This is a genomic window from Rhodococcus sp. As11 (assembly GCF_048957735.1).
GTDB lineage: Bacteria > Actinomycetota > Actinomycetes > Mycobacteriales > Mycobacteriaceae > Rhodococcus > Rhodococcus gordoniae.
On the sequence record NZ_JARDJE010000026.1, the window covers coordinates 31,110 to 55,504 of the forward strand.

At 70.1% G+C, this 24,395-nt stretch carries 26 protein-coding genes and 1 tRNA gene; 2 read left to right on the top strand and 25 right to left on the bottom strand.

The window, feature by feature from the left end; all coding sequences use genetic code 11:
- Positions 1-41: 41 nt before the first annotated feature.
- The 5 genes from PV766_RS21910 to PV766_RS21930 form a co-directional block, all read right to left on the bottom strand.
- A complete protein-coding gene (locus PV766_RS21910) occupies positions 42-803 on the bottom strand; it encodes a DUF881 domain-containing protein (RefSeq protein WP_421097876.1) in 762 nt (253 codons plus the stop codon).
- Positions 804-806: 3 nt separating this feature from the next.
- Positions 807-1,166, bottom strand: a complete 360-nt coding sequence (locus tag PV766_RS21915) for a small basic family protein (RefSeq protein WP_016934925.1) — start codon at positions 1,164-1,166, stop codon at positions 807-809.
- Complete coding sequence (locus tag PV766_RS21920; protein WP_064065452.1) at positions 1,163-2,026, bottom strand: DUF881 domain-containing protein; 864 nt, start codon at positions 2,024-2,026, stop codon at positions 1,163-1,165. Before PV766_RS21920 ends, PV766_RS21915 begins: the two co-directional genes overlap by 4 nt.
- Before the next feature lie 4 nt (positions 2,027-2,030).
- Entirely contained in the window at positions 2,031-2,633 is a 603-nt protein-coding gene (locus tag PV766_RS21925) for a CDP-alcohol phosphatidyltransferase family protein (RefSeq protein ID WP_064065451.1), read from the bottom strand.
- Between the two features lie 112 nt (positions 2,634-2,745).
- A complete protein-coding gene (locus tag PV766_RS21930; RefSeq protein ID WP_421097877.1) occupies positions 2,746-3,363 on the bottom strand; it encodes an NUDIX hydrolase in 618 nt (205 codons plus the stop codon).
- 197 nt (positions 3,364-3,560) lie between these two features.
- On the opposite strand from PV766_RS21930, the gene PV766_RS21935 reads away from it, so the two are divergent.
- On the top strand, positions 3,561-4,589 hold the full coding sequence (locus PV766_RS21935; protein ID WP_129978253.1) for a phosphotransferase family protein: 1,029 nt from the start codon (positions 3,561-3,563) through the stop codon (positions 4,587-4,589).
- A 40-nt stretch (positions 4,590-4,629) separates the two neighbouring features.
- On the top strand, positions 4,630-5,025 hold the full coding sequence (locus tag PV766_RS21940) for an MmcQ/YjbR family DNA-binding protein (RefSeq protein ID WP_421097878.1): 396 nt from the start codon (positions 4,630-4,632) through the stop codon (positions 5,023-5,025).
- Between the two features lie 15 nt (positions 5,026-5,040).
- Here PV766_RS21940 and PV766_RS21945 read toward each other — a convergent pair whose 3' ends face one another.
- The 20 genes from PV766_RS21945 to PV766_RS22040 all read right to left on the bottom strand — a co-directional run bounded on the left by PV766_RS21945 (position 5,041) and on the right by PV766_RS22040 (position 24,276).
- Positions 5,041-5,457 (bottom strand): VOC family protein, encoded by a 417-nt coding sequence (locus tag PV766_RS21945; RefSeq protein WP_016935029.1) that lies wholly within the window; start codon positions 5,455-5,457, stop codon positions 5,041-5,043.
- A gap of 143 nt (positions 5,458-5,600) precedes the next feature.
- Positions 5,601-5,801: a hypothetical protein gene (locus tag PV766_RS21950; RefSeq protein ID WP_064065448.1), complete on the bottom strand. Its 201-nt coding sequence runs from the start codon at positions 5,799-5,801 to the stop codon at positions 5,601-5,603.
- 171 nt (positions 5,802-5,972) lie between these two features.
- A tRNA-Pro gene (locus PV766_RS21955) sits at positions 5,973-6,046 on the bottom strand.
- Between the two features lie 100 nt (positions 6,047-6,146).
- On the bottom strand, positions 6,147-7,577 hold the full coding sequence (der, locus tag PV766_RS21960) for a ribosome biogenesis GTPase Der (protein ID WP_064065447.1): 1,431 nt from the start codon (positions 7,575-7,577) through the stop codon (positions 6,147-6,149).
- Positions 7,574-8,236, bottom strand: coding sequence for a (d)CMP kinase (gene cmk / locus PV766_RS21965; protein ID WP_129978258.1), 663 nt, complete (start codon positions 8,234-8,236; stop codon positions 7,574-7,576). Before cmk ends, der begins: the two co-directional genes overlap by 4 nt.
- Before the next feature lie 32 nt (positions 8,237-8,268).
- The gene (locus tag PV766_RS21970; RefSeq protein WP_421097879.1) at positions 8,269-9,516 is read right to left on the bottom strand and encodes a pseudouridine synthase; all 1,248 of its coding nucleotides are present in this window, start codon (positions 9,514-9,516) and stop codon (positions 8,269-8,271) included.
- A 10-nt stretch (positions 9,517-9,526) separates the two neighbouring features.
- The gene (gene scpB / locus PV766_RS21975; protein WP_421097882.1) at positions 9,527-10,159 is read right to left on the bottom strand and encodes an SMC-Scp complex subunit ScpB; all 633 of its coding nucleotides are present in this window, start codon (positions 10,157-10,159) and stop codon (positions 9,527-9,529) included.
- A 104-nt stretch (positions 10,160-10,263) separates the two neighbouring features.
- On the bottom strand, positions 10,264-11,085 hold the full coding sequence (locus PV766_RS21980) for a segregation and condensation protein A (protein ID WP_421097883.1): 822 nt from the start codon (positions 11,083-11,085) through the stop codon (positions 10,264-10,266).
- A gap of 74 nt (positions 11,086-11,159) precedes the next feature.
- Entirely contained in the window at positions 11,160-12,143 is a 984-nt protein-coding gene (locus tag PV766_RS21985) for a ParA family protein (RefSeq protein WP_371053994.1), read from the bottom strand.
- Between the two features lie 134 nt (positions 12,144-12,277).
- Complete coding sequence (xerD, locus tag PV766_RS21990; RefSeq protein WP_421097880.1) at positions 12,278-13,249, bottom strand: site-specific tyrosine recombinase XerD; 972 nt, start codon at positions 13,247-13,249, stop codon at positions 12,278-12,280.
- Between the two features lie 3 nt (positions 13,250-13,252).
- The gene (locus PV766_RS21995; RefSeq protein WP_064065443.1) at positions 13,253-13,879 is read right to left on the bottom strand and encodes an NUDIX domain-containing protein; all 627 of its coding nucleotides are present in this window, start codon (positions 13,877-13,879) and stop codon (positions 13,253-13,255) included.
- 5 nt (positions 13,880-13,884) lie between these two features.
- Complete coding sequence (locus PV766_RS22000) at positions 13,885-15,636, bottom strand: CTP synthase (protein ID WP_064065442.1); 1,752 nt, start codon at positions 15,634-15,636, stop codon at positions 13,885-13,887.
- A 182-nt stretch (positions 15,637-15,818) separates the two neighbouring features.
- Positions 15,819-16,769: a copper transporter gene (locus tag PV766_RS22005; RefSeq protein WP_064065459.1), complete on the bottom strand. Its 951-nt coding sequence runs from the start codon at positions 16,767-16,769 to the stop codon at positions 15,819-15,821.
- Positions 16,766-17,950 carry a putative cytokinetic ring protein SteA gene (steA, locus tag PV766_RS22010; RefSeq protein ID WP_016934153.1) on the bottom strand — a complete coding sequence of 395 codons (1,185 nt, stop codon included), beginning with the start codon at positions 17,948-17,950 and terminating at the stop codon, positions 16,766-16,768. Before steA ends, PV766_RS22005 begins: the two co-directional genes overlap by 4 nt.
- Before the next feature lie 84 nt (positions 17,951-18,034).
- Positions 18,035-19,804 (bottom strand): DNA repair protein RecN, encoded by a 1,770-nt coding sequence (recN, locus tag PV766_RS22015; RefSeq protein ID WP_016934152.1) that lies wholly within the window; start codon positions 19,802-19,804, stop codon positions 18,035-18,037.
- Entirely contained in the window at positions 19,804-20,748 is a 945-nt protein-coding gene (locus PV766_RS22020) for an NAD kinase (protein ID WP_016934151.1), read from the bottom strand. Before PV766_RS22020 ends, recN begins: the two co-directional genes overlap by 1 nt.
- Positions 20,745-21,569: a TlyA family RNA methyltransferase gene (locus tag PV766_RS22025; RefSeq protein ID WP_016934150.1), complete on the bottom strand. Its 825-nt coding sequence runs from the start codon at positions 21,567-21,569 to the stop codon at positions 20,745-20,747. Before PV766_RS22025 ends, PV766_RS22020 begins: the two co-directional genes overlap by 4 nt.
- A gap of 1 nt (position 21,570) precedes the next feature.
- Positions 21,571-21,801, bottom strand: coding sequence for a hypothetical protein (locus PV766_RS22030; protein WP_016934149.1), 231 nt, complete (start codon positions 21,799-21,801; stop codon positions 21,571-21,573).
- Positions 21,802-21,853: 52 nt separating this feature from the next.
- Positions 21,854-22,885 (bottom strand): HAD-IIA family hydrolase, encoded by a 1,032-nt coding sequence (locus PV766_RS22035; RefSeq protein WP_421097881.1) that lies wholly within the window; start codon positions 22,883-22,885, stop codon positions 21,854-21,856.
- Positions 22,882-24,276, bottom strand: a complete 1,395-nt coding sequence (locus tag PV766_RS22040) for a hypothetical protein (RefSeq protein ID WP_084422020.1) — start codon at positions 24,274-24,276, stop codon at positions 22,882-22,884. Before PV766_RS22040 ends, PV766_RS22035 begins: the two co-directional genes overlap by 4 nt.
- Between the last annotated feature and the right edge of the window lie 119 nt (positions 24,277-24,395).

Genomic DNA, 24,395 nt, shown 5'->3' on the forward strand with positions numbered 1-24,395 from the left:
ACTGGTCCTTTCGGAGACGACGTTCGACCGGAACGTCGGATTCAGTTACCGGGCCGAGAGTATTGGCGTGGTTCGATCTCCCGCAAGGCGGACACGTCCACCTGCGGAAACTGTTTCACGGACAATGATCCGCCCGCACGGGCGACCGTGTCGACCACTCCACCGGGAATGTTCAGGGCGGCGGCGAGCGTCGGGCCGTCCCCGATGGCGGTGACGGTGTACGGGGCGTCGAGCCTGCGGTCGTCCACGGTGATCTCGCCCCCCGGTCCGGTGACCCACGAATCGACACCGATGCGTACGGTCTCCCCGTTCGCTCCGGCGATCTGCATCGTGTCGGCACCCGCCGCGCGCAGCTCCTGGATCATGTCGAGCAGCACCTCCGAGCCGACTCCCTCGCGCGGATCGTCGACGGTGAGGACCACCCCGGGCCCGGTGGCGGGTGCGGTACCGAGCTGGACGGACAGCGTGTACAGGCGCGTGCGGGCCTCCTCGAGTGCGGCTTCCGAGCCTTCCCGCTCCAGACTCGAGAGGGTGCGCTCGAGTTCGGTGATCTCCTGGCGGAGAGCGGCTTCGCGGCGGTTGAGGTTGTCGAGCAACACCAGCAGGTCGGCGGGGCGTGCCGAGTCGAGGGCGTCGCCGGTGTCGGTGGTGCGCACCTGCGTGGCGATGCCGGCGCCGAGCAGGACGACGAGAATCCCGGCGAGGACGAGGAAGACGCGGTGCGATCGGGTGGCGCGGTCGGCGACGGGTCCCGGCGCGGTCGCGTCGCCGGTGCCGGTGTCGGGCTGCTGCGGTTCTGTCATGGTTCAGGCTCCGAACAGGCGCCGGCGCAAGGCAGCCGCGTTTCCGAAGATGCGGATGCCGAGGACCACGATGACCGCCGTCGAGAGCTGGGCGCCCACCCCGAGCTGGTCGCCGAGCCACACGATCAGCGCCGCGACGAGGACGTTGAAGACGAACGACACCACGAACACCTTCGCGTCGAAGATGTCGTCGAGATAGGCGCGCAGGCCGCCGAAGACCGTGTCGAGCGCGGCGACCACCGCGATGGGCAGATAGGGCTGCACGACGTCGGGTACCTGTGGGCTGAATACGATTCCGGCGCCGATCCCGATCGCCAGTGCGAGCACCGCGTAGAGCGCGTGACCGTGTTCGAGCCGCTTCACCTGTACCCCGTTTCTCCGCTGCTGCCGAGTTTCCGGACCGTGGCGGCCGGAAGCTCGAGATCGTCCGCCTCGGTGACGGCGAATCCCACCCCGTAGAGCTGCTGGATGCCCGCGATGCGCAGGTAGGCGTCGCTGACGACGAAGGACGTCTGCAGCCGGGACGGGGGCCCCACCGCCGAGACCGTGTACGGGGAGAATACGGGCCGGTTGTCGACGAGCATCGCTCCCCCGGCCTGGCGGATGGTCACGCCGGGGCCCACCCGCACGCCGCCGACCTCGACGGCCTCCGCACCGGCGGCCCAGAGCGCGTTGACGACCGACTGCAGGTCGCGGTCGAGGACGAGCGCGGTGGGCCGGTCCTCGAGTCGCGCCGCGTCCGAGAGGTTCGGGCGCGCGGCGGGTTCGGTGAGGGTGACGGTCATCCCGGGTCCGCGTACAGGTGTCGCGGCGGCCGCAGTCTCGGCGTCCCGGAGTTCGTCGAGGATGCTCGCGCCGTCACCGCCGTCGGCGAACAGCGCGGTACGTCGTTCGTCGATCGCGGCGCCGAGTTCGTCCCGCCGCGCGGTCAGGGCGGCGATCCGATCGTCCCCCGCCCGGAGGGAGTCGAGGATCTCGGCGTGGGTGCTGTCGGTGCCGGCCTCCACGTCGGCGTTCTGGGCGTACGCGACGCCGAGGACGAGGCCGGCGAGGAGGACACCGGCGCCGAGCCACGCGCGGGAGGCCCGCGGCGTGGTGCGGGAGCGGCCCGCCGCCCGGTCGGCGGCGGACGCGGCGTAACCGGGGTCGAGATGATCCTCGAGAAGCGACTTCAGCAGCGAGGGCACCGGATTGCGCCGGATGCGTTCCCACGCGCGGCTCATCGGATCACCTCCCGACCGGCACGTTCCGTGCCGTCACGACGGCCTGCGCGAGGTACAACAGACCGGTCCACACGTACAGCACGGTCCCCCAGATCAGGGCGGCCCAGCCGAGCGGTCCGGTGACCGGTTCCGAGGCCGGCACGGCGACGGCGCCGAGCATGAGCGGCAACGCGCACATGAGCAGGAAGGTGGCGCCTTTGCCGAGATAGAGCACCTCCGGTGGAGGCAGTTCCCGGCGCCGGTAGACGGCGAGCGTCGGGGCGAGGACGAGTTCGCGGCCGACGAGGACCACCGCGATCCACCACGGCACGATGTCGCGTGCCACGAGGGCGACGAGGGTGGCCACGATGTAGAGGCGGTCGACGGCGGGATCGAGGAGTGCGCCGAGGCGGGAGGTCTGGTCGAGGAGCCGGGCGAGTTTGCCGTCGGCCCAGTCGGTGATGCTGCTGGCGGCCAGCAGGATCAGCGCCCAGACGTCGGCGTGGGCGACGAGAACCAGGTAGAGGAAGACGGGGACACCCAGGAGCCTGATGAAGCTGAGGACGTTCGGCACGGTGAGGATGCGGTCCGCTCCGCGCGCGTCGGCGGTTCCGGTCGCATCGGTCATGGCGGGGCCGCTCCGTGTTCTCGTGAGATCGTTCTCGTGGTGCCCCTCCGGAGTTCCGGTTCGGGTGCGGAGTCCAGCCTTCCACAGCCGCGCGGCCGGAGATCCCCGGGTGTCAGCGCCAGGCGAAGACCGGCTGCTCGAGGTCGTCGATCCGGGTGGCCCGCCGGCGGAGGACGACTTCGCGGAACTGGTAGACCACGGCGGCGGTCGGTGCGTGCACGAGGTGCCCGCGGAACGGCCACTGGATCACCGGCTTGTCGGATTCGGGGATGCCGACGAAGCGCGGGTCGACATCGAGTTCGTCGGCGGTCACGGCGAAGAGCACGTCGACCTCGTCGGGGCTCGGCTTCAGATCGGTCACGGCCGTGCGCGCCCACACGACGAACGGCGACATGACATAGCCGGATCGGGTGACGTAGTCGTCGAGTCGGCCGAGGACGGCGTCGGAGCCGAGGTCGAGTCCGAGTTCCTCGTGCAGTTCGCGAAGGGCTGCCTGCTCCGGTTCCTCCCCTTCGTCCAGACGGCCGCCCGGCAGGGCGAACTGGCCGGGATGGGCTCGCAGGCGCGTCGGCCGCCGTGTGAGGGGCATGACAGGGTTGCGGTTCCCGTCGTCGAGCACCGCCACGACGACGGCTGCGTGCCGGCGGCCGTCCAGCGGCAGACGGCGCGAGTCGAACGCGTCCAGCGCGTCGCGGACGTTGTCTCGGTCGAGGGGGTGCGCAGCGGGCATGGATCGACAGTAGTTCGTCTCGTCCGTGCCGGCGGGTAGGCGTACGTCGTAGTTGCTGTCGGGGGTGTTGCCCTCAGGTCGAGGGATATTCTGAATATCAATCGTTTCCGTATGATCCGGATTGTCCACCTCGTGAGAGTTCTCCGGACAGGGATCCGCACCCGCCGTCATAGTGGGAGCCGACGGAAAGGAGCTCGATGAACGACGTGCCCGCCGGCCTCGACCTCGATGCGCTCGACGCCCACCTGCAGACCTCCGCCCCCGAGCTGTTCTCCGGGCCCCTCCGCGCTCGCCTGATCAGTGGCGGGCGATCGAACCTCACCTACGAGGTGACCGACGGCGAGCGGCGGCTCGTGCTGCGCCGTCCCCCGCTCGGACACGTCCTCGCCACCGCCCACGACATGGCCCGCGAGTACCGGGTCATCTCCGCGCTCGACGGCACCGCGGTACCGGTCCCCCGCACCTACCTGCTGTGCGAGGACGATGCGGTGCTCGGCGCGCCGTTCTACCTCATGGATCTCGTCGTGGGAACGCCCTATCGCACCGCCGAGCAACTCGCCCCCCTCGGCGCCGCGCGCACCCGGGTCATCTCCGAGCGGATGGTCGACACCCTCGCGACCCTGCACGCGGTGGACCCGGCCACCGTGGGACTCGAGGACTTCGGTCGCCCGCGCGGCTTCCTCGAGCGGCAGGTGCGCCGTTGGACCACCCAACTCGAGAACTCGCACAGCCGGGACCTGGCCGGCGCCGAGGAGCTGCACCGGCTGCTCGTCGACAACCTGCCGGGCGACGGCGAGGTCGGCATCGTGCACGGCGACTACCGGCTCGACAACATCCTCGTCGGCGACGACGACGAGGTGGTCGCGGTGCTGGACTGGGAGATGGCCACCCTGGGTGATCCGCTCACCGACGTGGCATTGCTGCTGGTCTACCAGCGGCTGGCGCGGGAGAACCCGGAGTTCCCCGTCTCGACGGTCTCTCGCGCACCGGGTTTCCTCGGCGACGACGACCTGCTCGCCCGGTACGAGGCGGCCGGTGGACGGGACCTGTCGGACATGGCATTCCATCTCGCCCTCGCCTACTACAAGCTCGCCGTGATCCTCGAGGGTATCTACTTCCGGTTCCGTCAGGGAAAGACCGTCGGCGACGGTTTCGAGGAACTCGGTCGTGGCGTCGAGCCGCTGCTGCGCGCCGGCATCGATGCGCTGAAGAGTCGGGCGAGTTGATCTCGGCACCGTTGTCGTAGTCGCTCGGTACGCTCCGCCCATGCCGCATCCGGTGATGTTCGACGAAACGGATCCGCTACTCGCCCGTGTGCGCGCGATCGCGCTGGCCTTTCCCGGCGCCTCCGAGAAGATTTCGCACGGTCGTCCGTTCTTCTCCACCCGGACGGCCTTCGCGGTCTACGGAGGGGCCGAGAAGAGTACCCGCGCACCGTTTCCCCGCTCCCTCGTCGTCAAGCCCGACGAGGAGGAGCGTCGCGCGTTGCTCGAGGAGCCGCACATCTACCTGCCGATGTACTTCGGGCCGTCCGGGTGGGTCGGGTACGACCTCGCCCGTCCGGAGGTGGACTGGGGCGAGGTCGCCGAACTGCTCGACATGTCCTACCGGGAGACCGCGCCGCCGCGGCTGGTGCGCGAGCTCGACGCCCGCCCCGGCTGACGGCCACCGAGCCGTTCAGCCCTGCTGGTCGCCGATGCTGACCATCCACGCGATTCCGAAGCGGTCGGTGCACATACCGAACAGATCTCCCCACGGGGCACGTTCGAGTGGCATGTCGACGCGACCACCTTCGCTCAGCGCGTCCCACCAGCCGCGGAGCACGCTCTCGTCGTCCCCGCTGAGCGACAGCGAGAAGTTCGTGCCGGGCGAGTAGTCCACGCCGTTCGGGGTGTCCGAGGCCATGAGCACGAAGCCGCGGTCGGTGGTGAGCATCGAGTGCATCACCTTGTCGTCCTCGCTCGGATCGTCCGAGGCGTGCATGTCGGCGAACCTGCTCACCGCCAGTTCACCGCCGAAGACCGATCGGTAGAACTCCATGGCTTCGCGCGCGGAATCGCGGAATGCGAGATAGGGATTGAATCGAGTGGTCATCGTGGTCCTTTCGCGGGTGCGGTAGGGCGCGCTCGGCGCCCTACCGGTAGTGACCGTCCGCCGACGCACTTCTCATCGTGAGGGGTGCGTCCCGGATCCGGGAGCGTTCGGTGCGCTCGCCCGCTTCACATGTGACGCCCCGCTCAGAACGGCGCGCACCCCGGCAGGAAGGCGCCGGCATCGCCGGCACTGAGCGTCCCGTAGGTCAGAAGGGACCGGAGCAGACACTGCGGGTTGCCGAAGTATCCGGCGGAACCGGTGTCCGCTGCGGCGGTAGAGGATCCCCCGAGTACGAGTCCTGCCGCCGCGGCCGTCACGAACGCACTCCTGGCGAGTTTCTTCATCCTGTTGCTCCCCCTTGCACGACGCGCCGGACCATCCGGCGCGCGAGACGAACCTAGAGGATTCGTCGGGGGGTGGGCCAGGTCGGATTCCGTCGTCACCGGCGTCGGGTGTGAAGGCGCGTCCGCGAACGAGAAAACCCCTTCCGACCGAAGTCGGAAGGGGTTTCGCTGTCGGGCTGACAGGATTTGAACCTGCGACCACTTGACCCCCAGTCAAGTGCGCTACCAAGCTGCGCCACAGCCCGTCCGCGCTCTCTCCGAGCGCTCTCAGAGATTACAACAGGAACGGACCGAAACACTAATCGGCTGGTCAGCGCGTTTTCGCGACCGGACGCCGTCGCGGGTTCACTTCCGGCGGTCGCGCTTCTCCCGCACCCGCACCGAGATCCGCACGGGGCTGCCGTCGAAGCCGAACTCCTCACGCAGGCGACGCTCGAGGAAGCGGCGGTAGCCGGCCTCGAGGAAGCCCGTGGTGAACAGCACGAAGGTCGGGGGCCGAGTGGCTGCCTGGGTGGCGAACAGCACACGGGGCAGGCGACCACCGCGCATCGGCGGCGGAGTCGCAGCCACGACCTCCTTGAGCCACGAGTTCAAGCGTCCCGTGGAGATGCGCTTGTCCCACGACTCGAGCGCGGTCTCCATCGCCGGGACGAGCTTCTGCACGGCTCGACCGGTCTTGGCGGAGATGTTCACGCGCGACGCCCACGGCACCCGCAGCAGGTCGCGGTCGATCTCGCGGCCGAGCTCGTAGCGACGATCCTCATCGACGAGATCCCACTTGTTGAACGCGATCACCAGGGCACGACCCGATTCGACGACCATCGTGATCACCCGCTGGTCCTGCTCGGTGATCGGTTGCGAGGCGTCGATGAGCAGCACCGCCACCTCGGCCGCGTCGATCGCGCCGCGCGTGCGCAGCGACGCGTAGAACTCCGCTCCGGAGGCGTGTGTGACCCGCTTGCGCAGACCGGCGGTGTCGACGAACCGCCACGGCTTGCCGCCGAGTTCGACGATCGAGTCCACCGGGTCGACGGTGGTGCCGGCGACATCGTGCACCACCGAGCGTTCGTCCCCGGCGAGCTTGTTCAGCAGGCTCGACTTGCCGACGTTCGGCTTGCCCACCAGGGCGACCCGGCGGGGTCCTTCGCCGCCGGAACCCTCGCGGGGGGTGGCGGGCAACTTGGCGAGCAGCTCGTCGAGCAGATCGCCGGTGCCGCGCCCGTGGGTGGCCGACACCGAATACGGCTGGCCGAGCCCGAGCGACCACAACGTCGCGGCCTCGGATTCGACGCGGTCGTCGTCGACCTTGTTCGCGACCAGCAGCACCGGCGTCTTCGACCGGCGCAGCACCTTCGCGACCGCCTCGTCGACGCTGGTGGCGCCGACGGTGGCGTCGACCACGACGAGGATCGCGTCGGCGGTACGCATGGCGACCTCGGCCTGGCGGGCCACGGACTGCTGCATGCCCTTCGCGTCGGGTTCCCACCCGCCGGTGTCCTGCACCATGAACCGCCGGCCGTTCCACGACGCCTCGTACGAGACGCGGTCCCGGGTGACGCCGGGGACATCCTCGACGACGGCTTCGCGTCGGCCGATGATGCGGTTGACCAGAGTGGACTTGCCGACATTGGGTCGGCCGACCACGGCGACGGTCGGGACCGGAACGAACTCCTCGAGCTCGTTGCCGTCGGCGAACTCGACGTCCCAGTCGGCTTCCTCCGACCAGGTGCCGTCGCCGGCGAAACCGGTGTAATCGGTGCTCACGTCGTCGCTCACAGCTTCGCTCCAGTCTGCTCGGCGACCACCGCGAGCAGCGCGGCGATCACCTCGTCGATGTTCATGTCGCTGGTGTCCACGACGACCGCGTCGTCCGCCGCGCGCAGCGGCGACACCGCGCGGGTGGAGTCGAGGTGGTCACGGCGCTGCACCGCAGCAAGGACCGCCTCGTAGTCGTCGCCGCGACCCTCGGCGATGTTCTGGTTGTTGCGCCGGTGCGCGCGGGCCTCCGCCGAGGCGGTGAGGAAGATCTTCACGTCGGCCTCGGGGAAGACGACCGTGCCGATGTCGCGTCCTTCGACCACGACGCGGTGCTCGGCGCGCCCGAGACGCTGCTGCGCCTCGACGAGCTGGGTGCGCACCTCGGGGACCGCGGAGACCGCGGAGACCGCGGCCGTGACCTCGGCGCCGCGGATGATCTCGCGCACGTCGTCCCCGTCGAGCCGGATGTCCTCGACGGTGGGATCGGTGCCGATCGACCACGGCAGATCGGCGGTGGCCGCGGCGATCGCGGCCGGATCGGTCAGGTCGGTACCGCGGCGCAGAGCGTGCAACGTCGCGATGCGGTACATCGCCCCCGTGTCGAGGTAGGCGGCACCGAGATGCTGCGCGAGACGCTTGGAGACGGTGGACTTGCCGGTGCCGGACGGTCCGTCCATCGCGACGATCAACGCGTCGGCCGGTGCGCCGGTCACAGCTTCACCGCCTGGTACAAACCGCCGACCTCGTTGCGGCCGAGGACACGGAGAGTGCCGGGACGTTGGTCGCCGAGCGCGACGGGGCCGATGTTGGTGCGCACGAGCCGGATCACGGGATGACCGACGGCGTCGAGCAGACGTCGCACGATGTGCTTGCGGCCCTCGTGCAGCACGAGCCGCACCAGCGACTGGCCTTCGTGGACCTCGAGCAACGCGAACTCGTCGACCGAGGCAGGCCCGTCCTCGAGTTCGATACCGGCCTTGAGCTGCTTGCCGACGCCGCGCGCGAGCACACCCTTGACGGTCGCCAGGTAGGTCTTGGGGACCTCGTAGGACGGGTGCATGAGCCGGTGCGCGAGTTCACCGTCGTTGGTGAGCAGCAGCAGACCTTCGGTGTCGGCGTCGAGACGACCGACGTGGAACAGGCGCTGCCCGGCGGCGACGCGTTCGGAGACGATGTCGCCGACACAGGGACGACCGAGATCGTCGGACATCGTGGACTGCCAGCCGCGCGGTTTGTTCAGCACGAGATGCACGAGATCCTTGTTGACGACGACGCGGACGCCGTCGACCCGGATCACGGCGTTCTCCGGGTCCACGCGCAGGCCCTGCTCGACGACGATGTTGCCGTCGACCTCGACGCGACCTGCGGCGATGAGTTCCTCGGCTGCACGGCGCGAGGCGACGCCGGCCTGGGCGAGCACCTTCTGCAGCCGCACGCCTTCACCGGCGGGCAGCTGGGCCGGGCCGGCTTCGCGGTGCTGGTGACGCGCGGGGCGCGCATTGCTCACGGTCGGAACGACGCGCTGTGCGGCGCGCTTGGCGGCAGGCTTGGAGGGCTTGCCGGTCGAGGTGCCCTTGCGGTGCGGTTTGCGACCGGCGGCCGGCTGGGCGGGATTGCGGCTTCCGGCCGACTGAGCCGGATTGCGGCTTCCGGCCGACTGGGCCGGATTGCGGCTGGCGGCCGACTGACCGGGAGTGGCCCGGCGATCGGAACGGGGTGAGTCGGTGCGCTCCCCCGTACGGGGAGCCCCTGCGCGCCCCGAACGCGGGGATTCGGTGCGTCCTCCCGCACGCGGGGATTCGGTGCGTCCTCCCGCACGCGGGGATTCGGTGCGTCCTCCGGAACGCGGAGATTCTGTGCGTCCCGAGCGGGAGGCCCCGGCATTGCGCGTAGTCGCGCTGCGGGGATTGTTTCTTCTACGATCCGGTGTGCCATCACGGCGAGCGGGTGTATTCACTTGATTCCTGTCAGTTCTCTGGATCGAACTCCGCGGGCGAGAGAGTCTCGGGACGCGCGTTCCTACCCATTCTCTCAAATCGTGGGTCCGACTCGAGACTGTCGGCGATGTCGTCGATCACATCGACATCGGGCAGAAGCGGCGCAACGGGCGGAAGATCCTGCAGAGAGGCCAGGCCGAGGCGCTCGAGGAACAACTCGGTGGTGACATAGAGCGTGCCACCGGTGTCGGGATCGGTGCCGGCCTCGGCGATCAGATCGCGGGCGAGCAGCGTGCGCATCACCCCGTCGACGTTGACGCCGCGCACCGCGCCGACACGGCCGCGGGTGACCGGCTGCCGATAGGCGATCACGGCGAGAGTCTCGAGTGCGGCGCGGGTGAGTTTGGTGCGGGCGCCACCCTGCAGCAACTTCTCGACATACGGCGCGAAATCGCGACGGGTGTAGAAGCGCCATCCGTCGCCCGCATACCGCAGGTCGATGCCGGATCCACGCGCGGTGAGGTCCTGCGCGAGACGTCGCAGCGCGGCCTCGGACCGGTCGGCGGTGACCCCGATGGCGGCGGCGAGCTGCTCGGTGGGTGCGGGGGTGTCGACGACGAGCAGCAGCGCTTCGAGGGCCGCGGTGAGTTCGTCGTCGGCGATGTCGAGAAGCTCACCGTCCCATGCACGCTCCTGCGCGGCGGTGTCGCCTGCACGCTCCTGCGCGGCGGTGTCGCCTGCACGCTCGTGCTCGACGGTGTCGTCGCTCACCCGTAGTCCTCCTCGAAATCGACGGCGTCGTCGGTCTCCCCCGTCCACGCGACCTGCAGGTGCCCCAGCGGATCGGGTTGCTCGAAGGTGACGGCGCGTTCGCGGTACAACTCGAGCAATGCCAGGAACCGGGCGACGACGAGCAGCCCATGGTCGCAATCGGCGACGAGTTCGTCGAAACCGACCCGGACGCCGACGCCGCGGGAGCGGAGCAAGCCCAGGATGTGGGCGGCCTGCTCGGGAACCGACACCTTCGGGGTGTGCAGGTGGTCGAGGCCGACGGTGGGGGGTGGTTTCGGCCGGAAGGCGGCGGCGGCGATCTCGGCGAAGCGCTGCGGGTCGACGCCGAGCACGACCTCGGGCACCAGATTCTCGAAACGGTCCTCGAGGGACACCGCGCGTGGATAGCGGCGCAGGGCGGCGGCCTCGAACGCGGCGAACTGTTCGGCGATCTGCTTGTAGGCGCGGTACTGCAGTAGTCGCGCGAACAGCAGGTCGCGGGCCTCGAGGAGCGCGAGGTCCTCGGGATCGTCGACCTCACCGGCGGGCAGCAGCCGCGCGGCCTTGAGATCGAGCAGGGTCGCGGCGACGACCAGGAACTCGGTGGTCTGGTCGAGGCCGAGTTCGGGTCCGAGCTTGCGGGTGTAGGCGATGAAGTCGTCGGTGACCTCGTGGAGGGCGACCTCGGTGACGTCGAGTCGCCGCTGCGAGATGAGGGTCAGCAGCAGGTCGAACGGGCCCTCGAAGTTGCGCAGGCGTACGCGGAACCCCGAGGTGGTCTCCACCTCCGCAGGTGTCGGCCGGCCGGATTCCTCCAGGACCCCCGCGTCGGCTCCCGCTTCGGGTGCCGTGCCGGTGTCCGCGGTGTCGTGAACGGGAGCGTGCACGGAGCTCAGCGACCGCTCCGGTGGATGACTTCCCGTGCAAGGGCACGGTACGACTCGGCGCCGGCGGAGGCGGGCGCCCAGCGAGTGATGGGTTCACCCGCGACGCTGGTCTCGGGGAACTTCACGGTGCGGTTGATGACGGCATCGTAGACGAGGTCGCCGAAGACCTCCACGACCCGGGACATCACCTCGCGTCCGTGCAGAGTGCGCGAGTCGAACATGGTGACGAGGATGCCCGCGACGGCGAGCTTCGGGTTCAGCCGGTCGCGGACCTTGGCGACGGTGTCGTTGAGCAGCGCCAGGCCGCGCAGGCTGAAGAACTCGCATTCCATGGGGATGAGCACCGAATCGGCGCAGGCGAGCGCGTTGACGGTGAGCAGCCCCAGCGACGGCTGGCAGTCGACGAGGATGTAGTCGTAGCGGTCGAGCATCGGGTACAGCGCCCGTCCGAGGGCCTGTTCGCGGCCGACTTCGGAGACGAGCTGGATCTCCGCCGCGGACAGGTCGATGTTGCTCGGCAGCAGGTCGAGGTTCTCGACATGGGTGCGTACGAGCACGTCGTCGGTGGAGACCCGCGGTTCGACGAGCAGGTTGTGCACGGTGAGATCGAGATCGTGGTGGGCGACACCGAGTCCGGCGGACAGCGCGCCCTGCGGATCGAGGTCGACGAGCAAGACGCGGCGCCCGTATTCGGCGAGGGACGCGCCGAGGTTGATCGTCGAGGTGGTCTTGCCGACCCCGCCCTTCTGATTGCACATCGCGATGATGCGAGCCGGTCCGTGGGTGGACAGCGGCACCGGTTCCGGGACGGGTCGGCGCGGGCGGCCGGTCGGTCCGAGCTCGGGCTCGTCCGTGGTTCCGGCGGTGGTGGTCGGCTCGCTGGTGGACGTTCTGTCGGCGTCCTCGCGGCCGATTGCGTCGACCGGGACGGTGTTCGACCGGAGGTGCTCCGGCTCCATGTACGTGGCGGGTGGCCGAGGTGTGCCCACGTTCGGTACTCCCCCTGTCTTGCGACCCAGATGTTCTCTCGTCGATCCGTCGGGTGGCCCGGCGGCTCTTCCCCGGAACGCTACCGCTTCGTCGGCAGGATCACCGCACGGACACGCGTCCGTCGCGGAGCCGGTCATCGTGCCCGCGGATGCGCCTGTGCCCACACTTCGCGGAGGGCACCGGCGGTGACCAGGGTGTATATCTGCGTGGTCGTCACAGAAGCATGCCCGAGTAACTCCTGTACCACGCGTACGTCGGCGCCGCCGTCGAGCAGGTGGGTCGCGAACGAGTGGCGCAGGGTGTGCGGGGAGACACCGACGTCCACTCCGGCGCGTTCGGCGGCGGTCTGCAGTACCTTCCACGCACTCTGCCGCGACAGGCGTCCACCGCGCGCGTTCAGGAAGACCGCGGCGGTGCGGCCGGTCGCCAGCGTCGGCCGCCCGCGCACGAGATAGGCGTCGAGCGCGCCGAGCGCCGGCCGCCCGACCGGCACGAGCCGCTGTTTGCCGCCCTTGCCGCGCAGCAGCACCGTGCGCGATTCGGTGTCGAGGTCGTCGACGTCGAGCCCGACGGCCTCGGAGATGCGGGCGCCGGTGGAGTACAGCAGTTCGAGCAGCGCCCGGTCGCGCAGGTCGCGGGGAGCGTCGGCCTCGGGTGCGGCGGCCTCGAGGATCGCGGTGACCTGGTCGACGGTCAGCGCCTTGGGCAGACGGCGTCCGGGTGCCGGTGGTTTGACGGTGCGAGCGACGTCGACGGGGGTCTGACCTTCGGCGGCGGCGAAACGGTGCAGGCCGCGCACGGCGATCAGGGCGCGGGCGGCGGAGCTCGCCGCGAGCGCCGGGCGGTTCCGTTCCGGATCACCGCGGCGCAGACTCGCGGCGAAATCGCTGATGTGGTGTTCGTGGACGTCCGCAAGATCGCCGACATGCACGTCGGTGAGGTGTTCCATGTAGCGCAGCAGATCGCGCCGGTAGGAGGCGAGCGTGTTCGCCGCTACCCCTCGTTCGACGGTCAGGTGCGCCAGATAGGCGTCGACTTGCCCGGTGAGTGTCGGGGACGGCTGCGGAGCGACCTGCGTGGCCGGACGCTCCTCACCGGGCAGCACCGCTCATCCCTCCGCGCGGGTGCGGGCGAAGGTGGTGGGCCGGTCCGGCCACGGCGCGTCCGGTGTGCGGGTCGCGGTGCCGGTCGCGCGGGTGGTCGCGAACGCGAGGAGACCGGACACTGCGGTGGCGTTGACGATCTCCCCGCCCAGCACCATCGACACGGCCTGGTCGACGGGGACGCGGCGGACCTCGAGATCGGCCTCCTCGTGCTCCGGATCCGGCCGGTCGACCTCGCTCAGGCCGCGGGCGGCGAAGACGCGCACGGCTTCGTCGGTGAATCCGGGTGAGAGCGCGATGTCGACGAGGAGCTCCCAGTCGGCGGCGGCCAGACCGGTCTCCTCGGCGAGTTCGCGGCGGGCGGCGTCGAGGGGATCCTCCCCGGGTGCGTCGAGCAGCCCGGCGGGAAGTTCCCACAGGCGCCGGCCGAGCGGATGCCGGTACTGGTGTACGAGCACCACCCGGTCCTGCTCGTCGACGGCCACGACCGCCACCGCGCCGTGATGTTCGACCACTTCACGTTCGGCGGTGTGCCCGTCGGGCATCGCCACGTCGTCGACGCGCAGCGACACGATGGCACCCGTGTAGATCCGCCGGCTCGCCAGGGTGCGGAAGTCGTGTCGCTGCGCCATGTCGACTACTCGGCGTCGCCGGCGGCGGACGTCGACGCGGCCGTGGCGGTTTCCTCGGCAGCGGTGTTCTCACCGTGGATGTCGACCGGGAGCCGCTCGGCCGCCTTGTACTGCAGTGCTGCGGCGACGAGGCCGGAGAACAGCGGGTGCGGGCGGGTGGGCCGGCTCTTGAGCTCCGGGTGCGCCTGGGTAGCGACGAAGAACGGATGCGTGGCGGCCGGGTACTCGACGAACTCGACGAGACGCCCGTCCGGGGAGGTCCCGGAGAACACCAGACCGGACTTGGCGATCTTGTCGCGGTAGGCGTTGTTGACCTCGTAGCGGTGCCGGTGCCGCTCGGAGACCTGCTCGCTGCCGTAGGCCTTGGCGACGACCGAGCCCTTCTTCAGCACGGCGGGATAGGCACCGAGACGCATGGTGCCGCCGAGATCGGCCTCGCCCGCGACCGCCTGTTCCTGGTCGGCCATCGTGGAGATGACCGGGGCGGTGGTGTCGGGATCGAACTCGGTGGACGACGCGTCGTCGATGCCCACCGAGCGGGCGGCCTCGATGACGACGCACTGCAGACCCAGGCACAGGCCGAGCAGCGGGATCTTGCGGGTACGCGCGAAGCGGATCGCGCCGAGCTTGCCCTCGATGCCGCGGATACCGAAACCGCCGGGGATCAGCACCGCGTCGACGTCGCCGAGATGCTTCTCGGCGCCGGCCTCGGTTTCGCACTCGTCGGAGGCGACCCAGCGAATCTTGACCTTCGCTCGGTGCGCGAAACCGCCGGCGCGCAACGCCTCGGTGACCGACAGGTAGGCGTCGGGCAGGTCGATGTACTTGCCGACGAGAGCGACGTCGACGGTCTCGCGGGGGTTGTGGACCCGCTCGAGCAGGTTGCCCCATACCGTCCAGTCGACGTCGCGGAAGGGCAGGCCGAGCTGACGCACGACGTAGGCGTCGAGACCTTCGCTGTGCAGCACCTTCGGGATGTCGTAGATGCTCGGCGCGTCGGGGCAGGAGATACAGCCGGCAACGTCGACGTCGCACATCAGCGAGATCTTGGCCTTGAGCGAGGCCGGAACGTCGCGGTCGCAGCGCAGCACGAGGGCGTCGGGCTGGATGCCGATGTTGCGCAGCGCGGCCACCGAGTGCTGGGTGGGCTTGGTCTTCAGCTCACCGGACGGGCCGAGATAGGGCACGAGCGAGACGTGCAGGAAGAAGCAGTTCTCGCGACCGACCTCGTGCCGGACCTGGCGGGCGGCCTCGAGGAACGGCTGGGATTCGATGTCGCCGACGGTGCCGCCGATCTCGGTGATCACCACGTCCGGGACCTGGCCCTCGGCGTCCGGGGCGGCCATGGCGAGGATGCGGCGCTTGATCTCGTCGGTGATGTGCGGGATGACCTGCACGGTGTCGCCGAGATATTCACCGCGTCGTTCCTTGGCGATGACCGTGGAGTACACCTGGCCGGTGGTGACATTGGCGTCGGCGGACAGGTCCCGGTCGAGGAAGCGCTCGTAGTGACCGACGTCGAGGTCGGTCTCGGCACCGTCCTCGGTGACGAAGACCTCGCCGTGCTGGAACGGATTCATCGTGCCGGGGTCGACATTGAGGTACGGGTCGAGCTTCTGCATCGTCACGCGCATGCCGCGTGCGGTGAGCAGAGTGCCCAGGCTCGACGCTGTGAGCCCCTTGCCGAGCGAGGATGCGACGCCCCCGCTGACGAAGATGTGCTTGGTAGGGGTACGCGAGTGGCGTGACTGTGGCAAAGAAGCTCCCGTGACGTCAGGTGCAGGACTTTTGGACTGATGCGATACAGCTGGGGCCTGCCGACCCACGGAACTTCACGGTAACACCTCCGCGGGCCGGCGCGTACCCGACTCGCGGGTGCGGACCGCCGGTGCAATCGACGTCACAGGCCCGTCCCGGATCGGGACGGCCGCGGCGACGCTCAGCGAGCCGGGGAACCGACCGTGACGGCGGTCGCGCTCGGACCGGTCCCGTACCGGCCGCTGCCGCCGTCGAACTGCTCGCGCAACGCGAGGACCGTCGTCAGGCGCCCCGATTCGCGGTCGAGGTTGTCCACCGTGGACAGGCCCGCGGCGAGCGCGGCATCGGCCCGCACCACCGCGATGGGACCGTTGCCCTCCGCTGCCCCGGTGCGGCCTGCGAGGACCGCGCCGGCGCCGCGGCCGTCGACGACCCCGGCGAACCGGGCGATCAGCGACCCGCGGTTACCGCCGCGTTCGGCGTTGCCGCTGTGGTCGCCGGTGACGACGAGCGCGCTCTGGGCCGGGTCGATCCGGTCGTCCTCGTAGGTGACGAAACCGCCGCTGCGCAACGTGGTGAGCGCCAGGGCGCGTTCCTCCGGGGTGCTCCGCGGCCCGCCGGTGGCCGGGTCGACGAGCAGCACCGCGCCGAGCAGATCCCCGGCGAGGCTGCCCGGATCGACGGCGCCGGTCTGCAGTTCCACCCCGGCGGGCACGACGTTGGTGACGGTGGTGCGGAGTTGATCGGTTCCGGTCGCGTCGACGAACGAATCGGTCAGCGCGATCCGGGCGGTGACCCGGCCCCCCGCATCGCCGACAACCCGGACCACGGCGTCGACGTCCTCGGGTGCGGCGTCCGGGGTGGTCACCAGGAGGATCGTGCGGCCGAGGAGCTCGTCGCGCACGATGCGCGGGCCGACGGTGGAGTCGAAACCGTCGCCGGCGAGCAGTTGCGCCTCGAGCCGGCTGCTGTGGTCCTCGGCCTGCTGGACCTCCCGGCGCAGCTCCGCCTTGTCGTCACGCAGGCCGGTGACGACGCTGTCGGCCAGCAGCCCGGAGCCGAGCACGATCCCGACCGCCAGGGCCAGGAACACCGCCACCAGGGAAACGACGTGATGGCGCATCGAGATCACGCGCGCAGACCCCGAATCCACTCGACGGCGTTCTCCCACCACTGCCGGGCGAGTTCGACCACGTCGCCCCCGAGGTTGGACACCGCGAGCGCGGCGATCACGGCGATCAGGGCCGCGAAGACGAGCAGGGCGATCACCCCACCCGAGACCCGGCTGCGATAGAGGGTGGCCACGGCCTTCGCATCGACGAGTTTCGGGCCGACCTTCAGGCGGGTCATCACCGCCGACGGATTCGTGTCGCGGCGACCGTGGTCGAAGAATTCGTCGAGCGAGACGGTGCTGCCGACGGTCACCACCAGCGCCGCGCCGTGATGCTCGACGAGCAGCAACGCCAGGTCGGTGGGGGTGCCGACGGCAGGGAAGGTCATCGCGCCGATGCCGAGATCCTGAATGCGCTCGAGGCCCCGGGCGTGGCCGTCCGGGTCGGCGGGCAGCACCACTTCGGCTCCGGACTTGAGGGTGGAGGTACCGATCTCGTCGGGATCCCCGACGATCAGGTCGGGACGGTAGCCCGCCTTGGTGAGGCTGTCGGCGCCGGGACCGACACCCACCAGGATCGGCGAGTACTCCTTGATGAACGGCTTGAGGTCCTTGAGGTCCTGCACGTGCCCGGGACCGTCGGAGACGACGACCACGTGCCGGTCGCGCAGGTCGAGGTCGATGTCGGGGATACCGACGCCGTCGATGAGCAGCGGGCTCTCCGAGCGGATGAACTCGATGGTGTTGCCCGAGAACGCCTCGAGGTGGTCGACGAGCCCGGTCCGGGCCTCGATCATGCGGTCGGAGATCTCGATGTCGGTCTGCTCGTCGCCCTCGATGAGCAGCTTCTCCCCCGCGTACACCCCGCCTTCGTGCACCCGGACCTTCGCACCGTCCTTGATCTTCTTGAAGACCTCGGTGCCGACGTTGTCCACCAGCACGATGTCGTGCGCGACGATCACTTCGGGGCCGAGATTCGGGTACCGGCCCGAGATCGACGGGGACGCGTTGATCACCGCGGTGACACCCGCCTCGACGAGCGCGTCGGCGGTGACGCGATCGAGGTCGACGGCGTCGAGGACGACCACGTCGCCGGGACCGATCCGGCGCAGCAGCTTCGCGGTGTTCCTGTCGACCCGGGCAATGCCACTCACTCCGGGCAACGTTTCGTTGTTACGGGACAGCAGCGCCGGCATCTTCATGGAAGAGATGATGCGCCGGTATACGAGTGAGGTTGTGGAGGCGCGCCGGGAGGCGTGTGAACATCGACCCGGCGCTCCGGCGGTTCAGCCGGTGCGCTCGGCGTGGGCGACGGCGAGCAACTCTTCGGCGTGCGCACGCCCGGTTTCGGTGTCGTCGAGCCCGGCGAGCATGCGGGCCAGTTCGGTGACCCGCTCCTCCTCGCCGAGGGTACGCACCCCGCTGCTGATCACCCCGGCCCGGTCGTCGACCTTGTCGACGACGAGGTGGGTGTCGGCGAACGCCGCGACCTGCGGCAGGTGCGTGACCACGATGACCTGATGGGTGCGCGACAGACGTGCGAGACGCCGACCGATCTCGACGGCGGCGCGGCCACCGACCCCGGCGTCGACCTCGTCGAAAACCATGGTGGCGCCGCGCTCGGAGCCGGCGAGCACCACTTCGAGGGCGAGCATGACGCGGGAGAGCTCACCGCCGGAAGCGCTGCGGGCGAGCGGGCGGGCCGGGGCGTCGCTGTGCGGGGCGAGCCGGAACTCCACCTCGTCGATCCCCGATTCGCCGGCGTGCAGCAGCCGGTCGCCGACCTGCAACGGTGCCGTGTCGCTCGCGGTCGCCGCGCGGTCGGCGATGTGCACGTCGAGGACGGCGCGCCCCATCGCGAGACCCGACAGTTCCTTGCTCACGGCCTTCGCCAGCTTGCCGGCGACCTTGTGCCGTGCCGTCGACAGAGCGGTGGCGGCTTCGGCGGTGGCGGCCGCTTCGGCCTCGACCTCGGCGGCAAGCTTGTCGATGGCCTCGGCGGAGACATCCAGACCGGACAGGCGCTCGCGGGCCTCGCGGGCCCATTCGAGCACTCCGTCGATGTCGGCGGCGTACTTACGGGTGAGGTTCTTCAGTTCCGCCTGCCGGTTGAGGAGCGTCTCGAGAGCGCTCGGGTCGGACGGCAGGTCGGACAGATAACCGGAGATGTCGGCGGTGACGTCGGTGACCACCGCGATCGCTTCACCGAGGCGGGGGCCGAGCTCACGCAGAGCGGGATCGTCGCTGCCTTCGAGCCGGGCGCGGGCCTCGCCGAGCAGGTCGAGCGCCGCAGAGTACGCGTCGGCATCGCCGTTGTCGTCGCCCGCGAGGGCGTCGTGCGCGACGGTGGCCGCCTCGCGCAGCGAGTCGAGATCGGACAGGCGCCGCACCTCGTCGACGATGCGGGTGTCCTCCCCCGGTTCGGGTGCGGCGCGGTCGATCTCGTCGAGCCCGAAGTGCAATCGGTCGGCCTCCTGCGCGAGTTCGCGTGACCGCTCGGTGCGTTCCTGCAGCTCGGCTCGGGCCTCGAGCCAGCGCCGCCGCCGCGTGCGGTAACGCTCGAGCAGACCGGCGACGGTCTTGCCCCCGAACCGGTCGAGCGCGGCGCGCTGTTCGTCGGGGCGCAGCAGCCGCAGCTGGTCGTTCTGCCCGTGCACGGTCAGCAGCGGGCCGGTGAAGTCCGACAGCACCCCCACCGGCACACTGCGCCCGCCGAGATGGGCGCGGGAGCGGCCGTCGCTGCCGACGGTGCGCACGGCGATGATGCTGCCGTCCTCGTCGCGCTGGGCGCCGGTGGCCTCGAGCAGCTCGGCGATCTGCCGTTCGATGTGGCTGGGCGCCGGTTCGATCTCGAAGCGCCCCTCCACCACGGCACGGCTCGCTCCGACCCGCACCCGGGACGGGTCGGCGCGCACCCCGGAGAGCAGGTGCAGGCTCGTCACGACCATCGTCTTACCGGCACCGGTCTCGCCGGTGAGCACTGTCAGACCCCCGTGGAAGCGTGCGTACGCCTCGGAGATCACACCCAGGTTGTCGATCCGGATCTCTGCGAGCATCAGAGTTTCCTTCCCCGCCAGCCCTTCACCGGAAGTTCGAACTTGCGCACCATCCGATCGGCGAACGGTGCCGAATCCAGCCGCACCCAGCGGACCGGATCGCATCCTCGCACGACTTCGAGCCGCGCACCGGCCGGGACGTCCAGGATTCGGCGGCCGTCGCAGAAGACCACCCCATCGTGCCCACCGGCGAGAGTCTCGACGGCGATGATCGACTCGGGGCTGGTCACCAGCGGGCGCGCGAACAACGCGTGCGCGTTGCTCGGGATCACCAGCAGCGCTTCGAGTTCGGGCCACACGATCGGTCCGCCGGCCGAGAAGGCGTAGGCCGTCGATCCAGTCGGGGAGGCGACGAGAACGCCGTCGCAGCCGAAGGAGGAGACGGGACGGCCGTCGACCTCGAGAACCACCTCGAGCACCCCGAGCCGCGACTTGTTCTCGAGACTGGCCTCGTTCAACGCCCAGCCGCGGTCGAGGACCTCGTCGTCCATGCGCACGGTCACGTCGAGGGTCATGCGCTGTTCGACGCGGTATTCGCGGCGTACCACCTGCACGAGAGCTTCTTCGAGGTGTTCGGCCTCGGCCTCGGCGAGGAAGCCGATCCGGCCGAGGTTGATTCCGAGGACCGGCACCGCCGAATACTGCGCGAGTTCGGCGGCCCGCAGGAAGCTGCCGTCGCCGCCGAGGACGATCACCATCTCGCAGCCGGCGGCCGCTTCCGGGCCGGGTTCGACAACGCTGATGAAGCTGCCCGGCAGGGCGAGGACACCGAGTCCGTTGCTCACGGCCTCGTCGTCGAGGGTGCGCAGGCCGATGCCGGCCTCACCGAGGATCTTGGCGACCCTCAGCGCGGTGCCGGCGATCTCGTCGCGCCCCGAATGGGAGACCAGCAGGATCTCCCGGCCCGATCGCGCCGCATCGGTCGCGACGGTCTCTTCGCTCACTGTGGTCCTTCCTGCACCGCACGCTCGATCAATTCGATCACCGCCGGGTCGAGCTCTTCCGGCCCCGGTTCTCCGGCCCGCAGCCACAGGAAGTACTCGACGTTCCCGGACGGCCCGGGCAGCGGGCTCGCCACCGCTCCGAGGGTCCGCAGGCCCTGCCGCTGCGCTTCGCGCGCGACGTCGAGCACCGCCTCGGTGCGCAACGCCGGGTCGCGCACAACGCCGCCACTGCCGACTCGGTCCTTCCCCACCTCGAACTGGGGTTTGACCATCGGCAGCAGGTCGCCGCCCGGGGCGACGCAGGCCACGAACGCCGGCAACACCAGGTTCAGGGAGATGAACGACAGGTCGGCGACCACCAGGTCGACGCGTCCGCCGATCGTCTCGGCGTCGATGCTACGCACGTTTGTTCGATCGATCACATGGACACGCTCGTCGGACTGCAGCCGCCAGACCAGCTGGCCGTACCCGACGTCCACCGCGACGACCTCCGCGGCACCCTCGTGCAGCAGCACATCGGTGAAACCACCGGTCGACGCGCCGGCGTCGAGACAGCGACGCCCCGCCACCTGCAGCCCCTCCGGCGTGAACGCCTCGAGGGCACCGAGGAGCTTGTGAGCGCCACGGGACGCCCAGGAGACCTCGTCGCTCACCTCGGTGACGATCAGCGGGGTGTTCGGTTCGACGGCGGTCGCCGGCTTGGAGGCCACGGTGCCCGCTATCAGCACCCGACCTGCGGCGATCAGTTCGCTGGCGTGCTCACGTGAGCGCGCCAGACCCCGCCGTACCAGTTCCGCGTCGACGCGTGCCCGGCGTGCCACGTCAGATCTTGTCCACGGTCGACAAGGCCTGCACGAGAACCTCGTGGGCACGTTCGAGCATCTCGGCCTGTTCGAGCAACACGGACTGGTCGGTGCTCGCGGCGTCGGCGGCGGGTGCGCCCTCCCGCACACGGGTCAGCAACGCGTCGACCTCTTCGCGGACGCGTGCGGGATCGACGGTGGGGCGCGTGCCGGGAAGGTGTTCGCCCGGACGTGGAATCGGCGTGCTCATCGCCGTCCACGCTAGTCGATGTGTGCGACCGCACCACACACTCCGGTGCGGATCAGACCGTCGCCGCCCACGCGTCCACGACGGAGCGCGCATGCGCGTCCAGCGGCCGGACCTGCCCGAAACCGGGGTTGGCCCAGGCGATGTCGAGAAGACCCCGCAGCGCCTCCATCGGATCGGCCGCCGATTGCGTGGCAGCGAGGTGAAGATCACCTCCGTCGACCCTGACGTCCCACGAGGTGTGCGGGGCGACGCGAAGCAGATCGGCGGGCTGATCGAGGCTCGCGAGTGAGGCCGCGACATAGGTCGGGCGCTGTTCGGCCGAGGCCCGCAGTAGATCGTCGACGGTGCTCACCCCGGTCAGCACGAGCAGGGAATCCGCACCCACGGCGTTGGCACCTTCGATGTCGGTGTCCAGCCGGTCGCCGACCACGAGGGGACGTCGGGCGCCTCCGCGACGGATCGCGTCCTCGAGAAGCGGAGCAGCGGGTTTACCCGCCACGATCGGGATCGCGCCGGTGGCGTTTCGCACCGCCGCGACCATCGACCCGTTGCCGAGGACGAGCCCGCGTTCGGTGGGCAGGGTCGAGTCGACGTTCGTGGCCACCCACAGGGCACCGGCACGGACGGCGAGCGTCGCCTCCGCGAGGATCGCCCATCCGGTATCCGGAGAATGCCCCTGCACCACGGCCACCGGACGCGTGTCCGCCGACCGGACCGGGGTGAGACCGACACCGGCCACCTCCTCGGCGAGGGCATCGGTTCCGACGACGAGCACCGGCGCGCCGGCCGGGAACCGCTCGGCGAGCAGGCGCGCCGCGGACTGCGAGCTCGTCACCACGGACGAATCCTCGGCCGGAAAGCCGAGTTCCCGCAGGTGCAACGCGACCTCCGAAGGCCGGCGGCTGGCGTTGTTCGTGACGTACAGAACGGTGTCGTCACCGGCCGCCAGCGCCTCCCGGGCACCCGGGACGGGTTCGGCGCCCCGGTAGACGGTGCCGTCGAGGTCCAGCAGCAGGACGTCGTAGATCCGACGCAGCGTGTCGCCGGAGGCAATGCCTGTGGCCGGCTCGGTGCCGTCGATCACGGCGTCTCTCCGGTGAGCTCCTCCACCCGCTCCTCGGCGTCGGTGACGCCTTCGATGTCCGCGGCTGCGGAGTGCAGGAACCACTGCAGGCCTTCTTCGGTCCGTCCGGCGGCCACGAGGGCGTCGGCGTAGGCATAGAAGAGGCGGGCTGCAGGCGTGCCGGTCCGGTCCGGATCGAGGTCGGGCGTCTGCAATGTGACGACAGCCTGGTCGTACTGACCGAGGTCCATGCGGGCACCGGCGAGGACGATGCGCAACTCGGCGGCGTCGTCGCCGGTCAGCTTGCGTGCATCGTCGCCGCGTCCCAGCTCGAGTGCCTTCTCGGGACGGCCGAGGCCACGTTCGCAATCGGCCATCACGGCGAGCAGTCCCGTACCACCGGACATGCGGCGCGCTGCACGGAGTTCGGACAGCGCCTCGGCCCACTCACCGGCGTGATACGCGGTGATGCCGGCGGCCTCGCGGACGACGGCGATGCGGCCGGCGCGCTGACGGGCGGCACGGGCATGGGAGAGCGCGGCACGGGGATCGTCGTCGAGCAGCCGACCGGCCATCACCAGATGCCGGGCGACGCTGTTCGCGTTCGACTTGTCCAGGCTCAGCAGGTCGCGGCGAATGGTCGGATCGAGCTCGGACGCCTCGACGTCGTCGGGCAGATCGGGTTCGTCCGGACGTGCGTCGCGACGCTGCGGCGCGATGCCTTCGCGCCCACGGGACGGCCCGAATCCACCTTCACCACCGCGACGGCGGGGCGCACCCTCGCTGCGGCGGTCGCCGGACTGGGGTCCTCGACGGTCACCGGAGTAGCCCCGGCTGGCGCCGCTACCACGCTGGTCGCCACCCCGCTGGTCACTGCCGCGACGGTCGTCGCGATTGCCGTAGCTGCGCTCGCCGCGGGGACGGTCACCGTACTGCCGACCGCGGTCGTCGCTGCGACCCGGACGATCCTCGCTGCGACGGGGGCGATCGTCGCCTCCGGAGCGTTCCCGGTAGGGACGGTCGCCGCGATCGGAACGGGCGTCGTCGCGACCGCGATCGCGGCGGTCTCCGCCCTGGTAGGAGCGGCGGTCGTCGCCGTGCTGGGGACGACGGTCGTCGCCGCTTCGAGGGCGACGGTCCTCACTACGTTGAGGACGCCGATCATCGCTGCGCGGGGGACGTCGATCGTCACCGCGCTGGGGACGACGGTCGTCGTCACGGCTGGACGAACGTCCGCCGGTTCCGTAGCCGCCCTGCCGGCGCTCGTCGCCGCGCCCGCGTTCGTCGCGGTCGCGCGGTGCACGCTCGCCACGACTGTCGTCGGCGCGTTCGTCGCGCTCCTTCTTGCGGCCCGACCACGGAGTGGATCCTCCACTCCTGAAGGACCGACGTTCACCGTTGCCGTCGGACACAGAAAAATCCTCTCATGAAAACACGAAAGGGGACCCAAACGAGTGGGTCCCCTTTCGGAACGGGTGTTCGGCGGTGTCCTACTCTCCCACACCCTGTCGAGTGCAGTACCATCGGCGCA

What these genes read in the sequence shown, in the direction of transcription:
- PV766_RS21910 (WP_421097876.1), bottom strand. Translation starts at nt 803, where the DNA reads ATGACAGAACCGCAGCAGCCCGACACCGGCACCGGCGACGCGACCGCG.
- PV766_RS21920 (WP_064065452.1), bottom strand. Translation starts at nt 2,026, where the DNA reads ATGAGCCGCGCGTGGGAACGCATCCGGCGCAATCCGGTGCCCTCGCTG.
- PV766_RS21925 (WP_064065451.1), bottom strand. Translation starts at nt 2,633, where the DNA reads ATGACCGATGCGACCGGAACCGCCGACGCGCGCGGAGCGGACCGCATC.
- PV766_RS21930 (WP_421097877.1), bottom strand. Translation starts at nt 3,363, where the DNA reads ATGCCCGCTGCGCACCCCCTCGACCGAGACAACGTCCGCGACGCGCTG.
- PV766_RS21935 (WP_129978253.1), top strand. Translation starts at nt 3,561, where the DNA reads ATGAACGACGTGCCCGCCGGCCTCGACCTCGATGCGCTCGACGCCCAC.
- PV766_RS21940 (WP_421097878.1), top strand. Translation starts at nt 4,630, where the DNA reads ATGCCGCATCCGGTGATGTTCGACGAAACGGATCCGCTACTCGCCCGT.
- PV766_RS21945 (WP_016935029.1), bottom strand. Translation starts at nt 5,457, where the DNA reads ATGACCACTCGATTCAATCCCTATCTCGCATTCCGCGATTCCGCGCGC.
- PV766_RS21950 (WP_064065448.1), bottom strand. Translation starts at nt 5,801, where the DNA reads ATGAAGAAACTCGCCAGGAGTGCGTTCGTGACGGCCGCGGCGGCAGGA.
- cmk (WP_129978258.1), bottom strand. Translation starts at nt 8,236, where the DNA reads ATGGACGGACCGTCCGGCACCGGCAAGTCCACCGTCTCCAAGCGTCTC.
- PV766_RS21995 (WP_064065443.1), bottom strand. Translation starts at nt 13,879, where the DNA reads ATGGCGCAGCGACACGACTTCCGCACCCTGGCGAGCCGGCGGATCTAC.
- steA (WP_016934153.1), bottom strand. Translation starts at nt 17,950, where the DNA reads ATGAAGATGCCGGCGCTGCTGTCCCGTAACAACGAAACGTTGCCCGGA.
- recN (WP_016934152.1), bottom strand. Translation starts at nt 19,804, where the DNA reads ATGCTCGCAGAGATCCGGATCGACAACCTGGGTGTGATCTCCGAGGCG.
- PV766_RS22030 (WP_016934149.1), bottom strand. Translation starts at nt 21,801, where the DNA reads ATGAGCACGCCGATTCCACGTCCGGGCGAACACCTTCCCGGCACGCGC.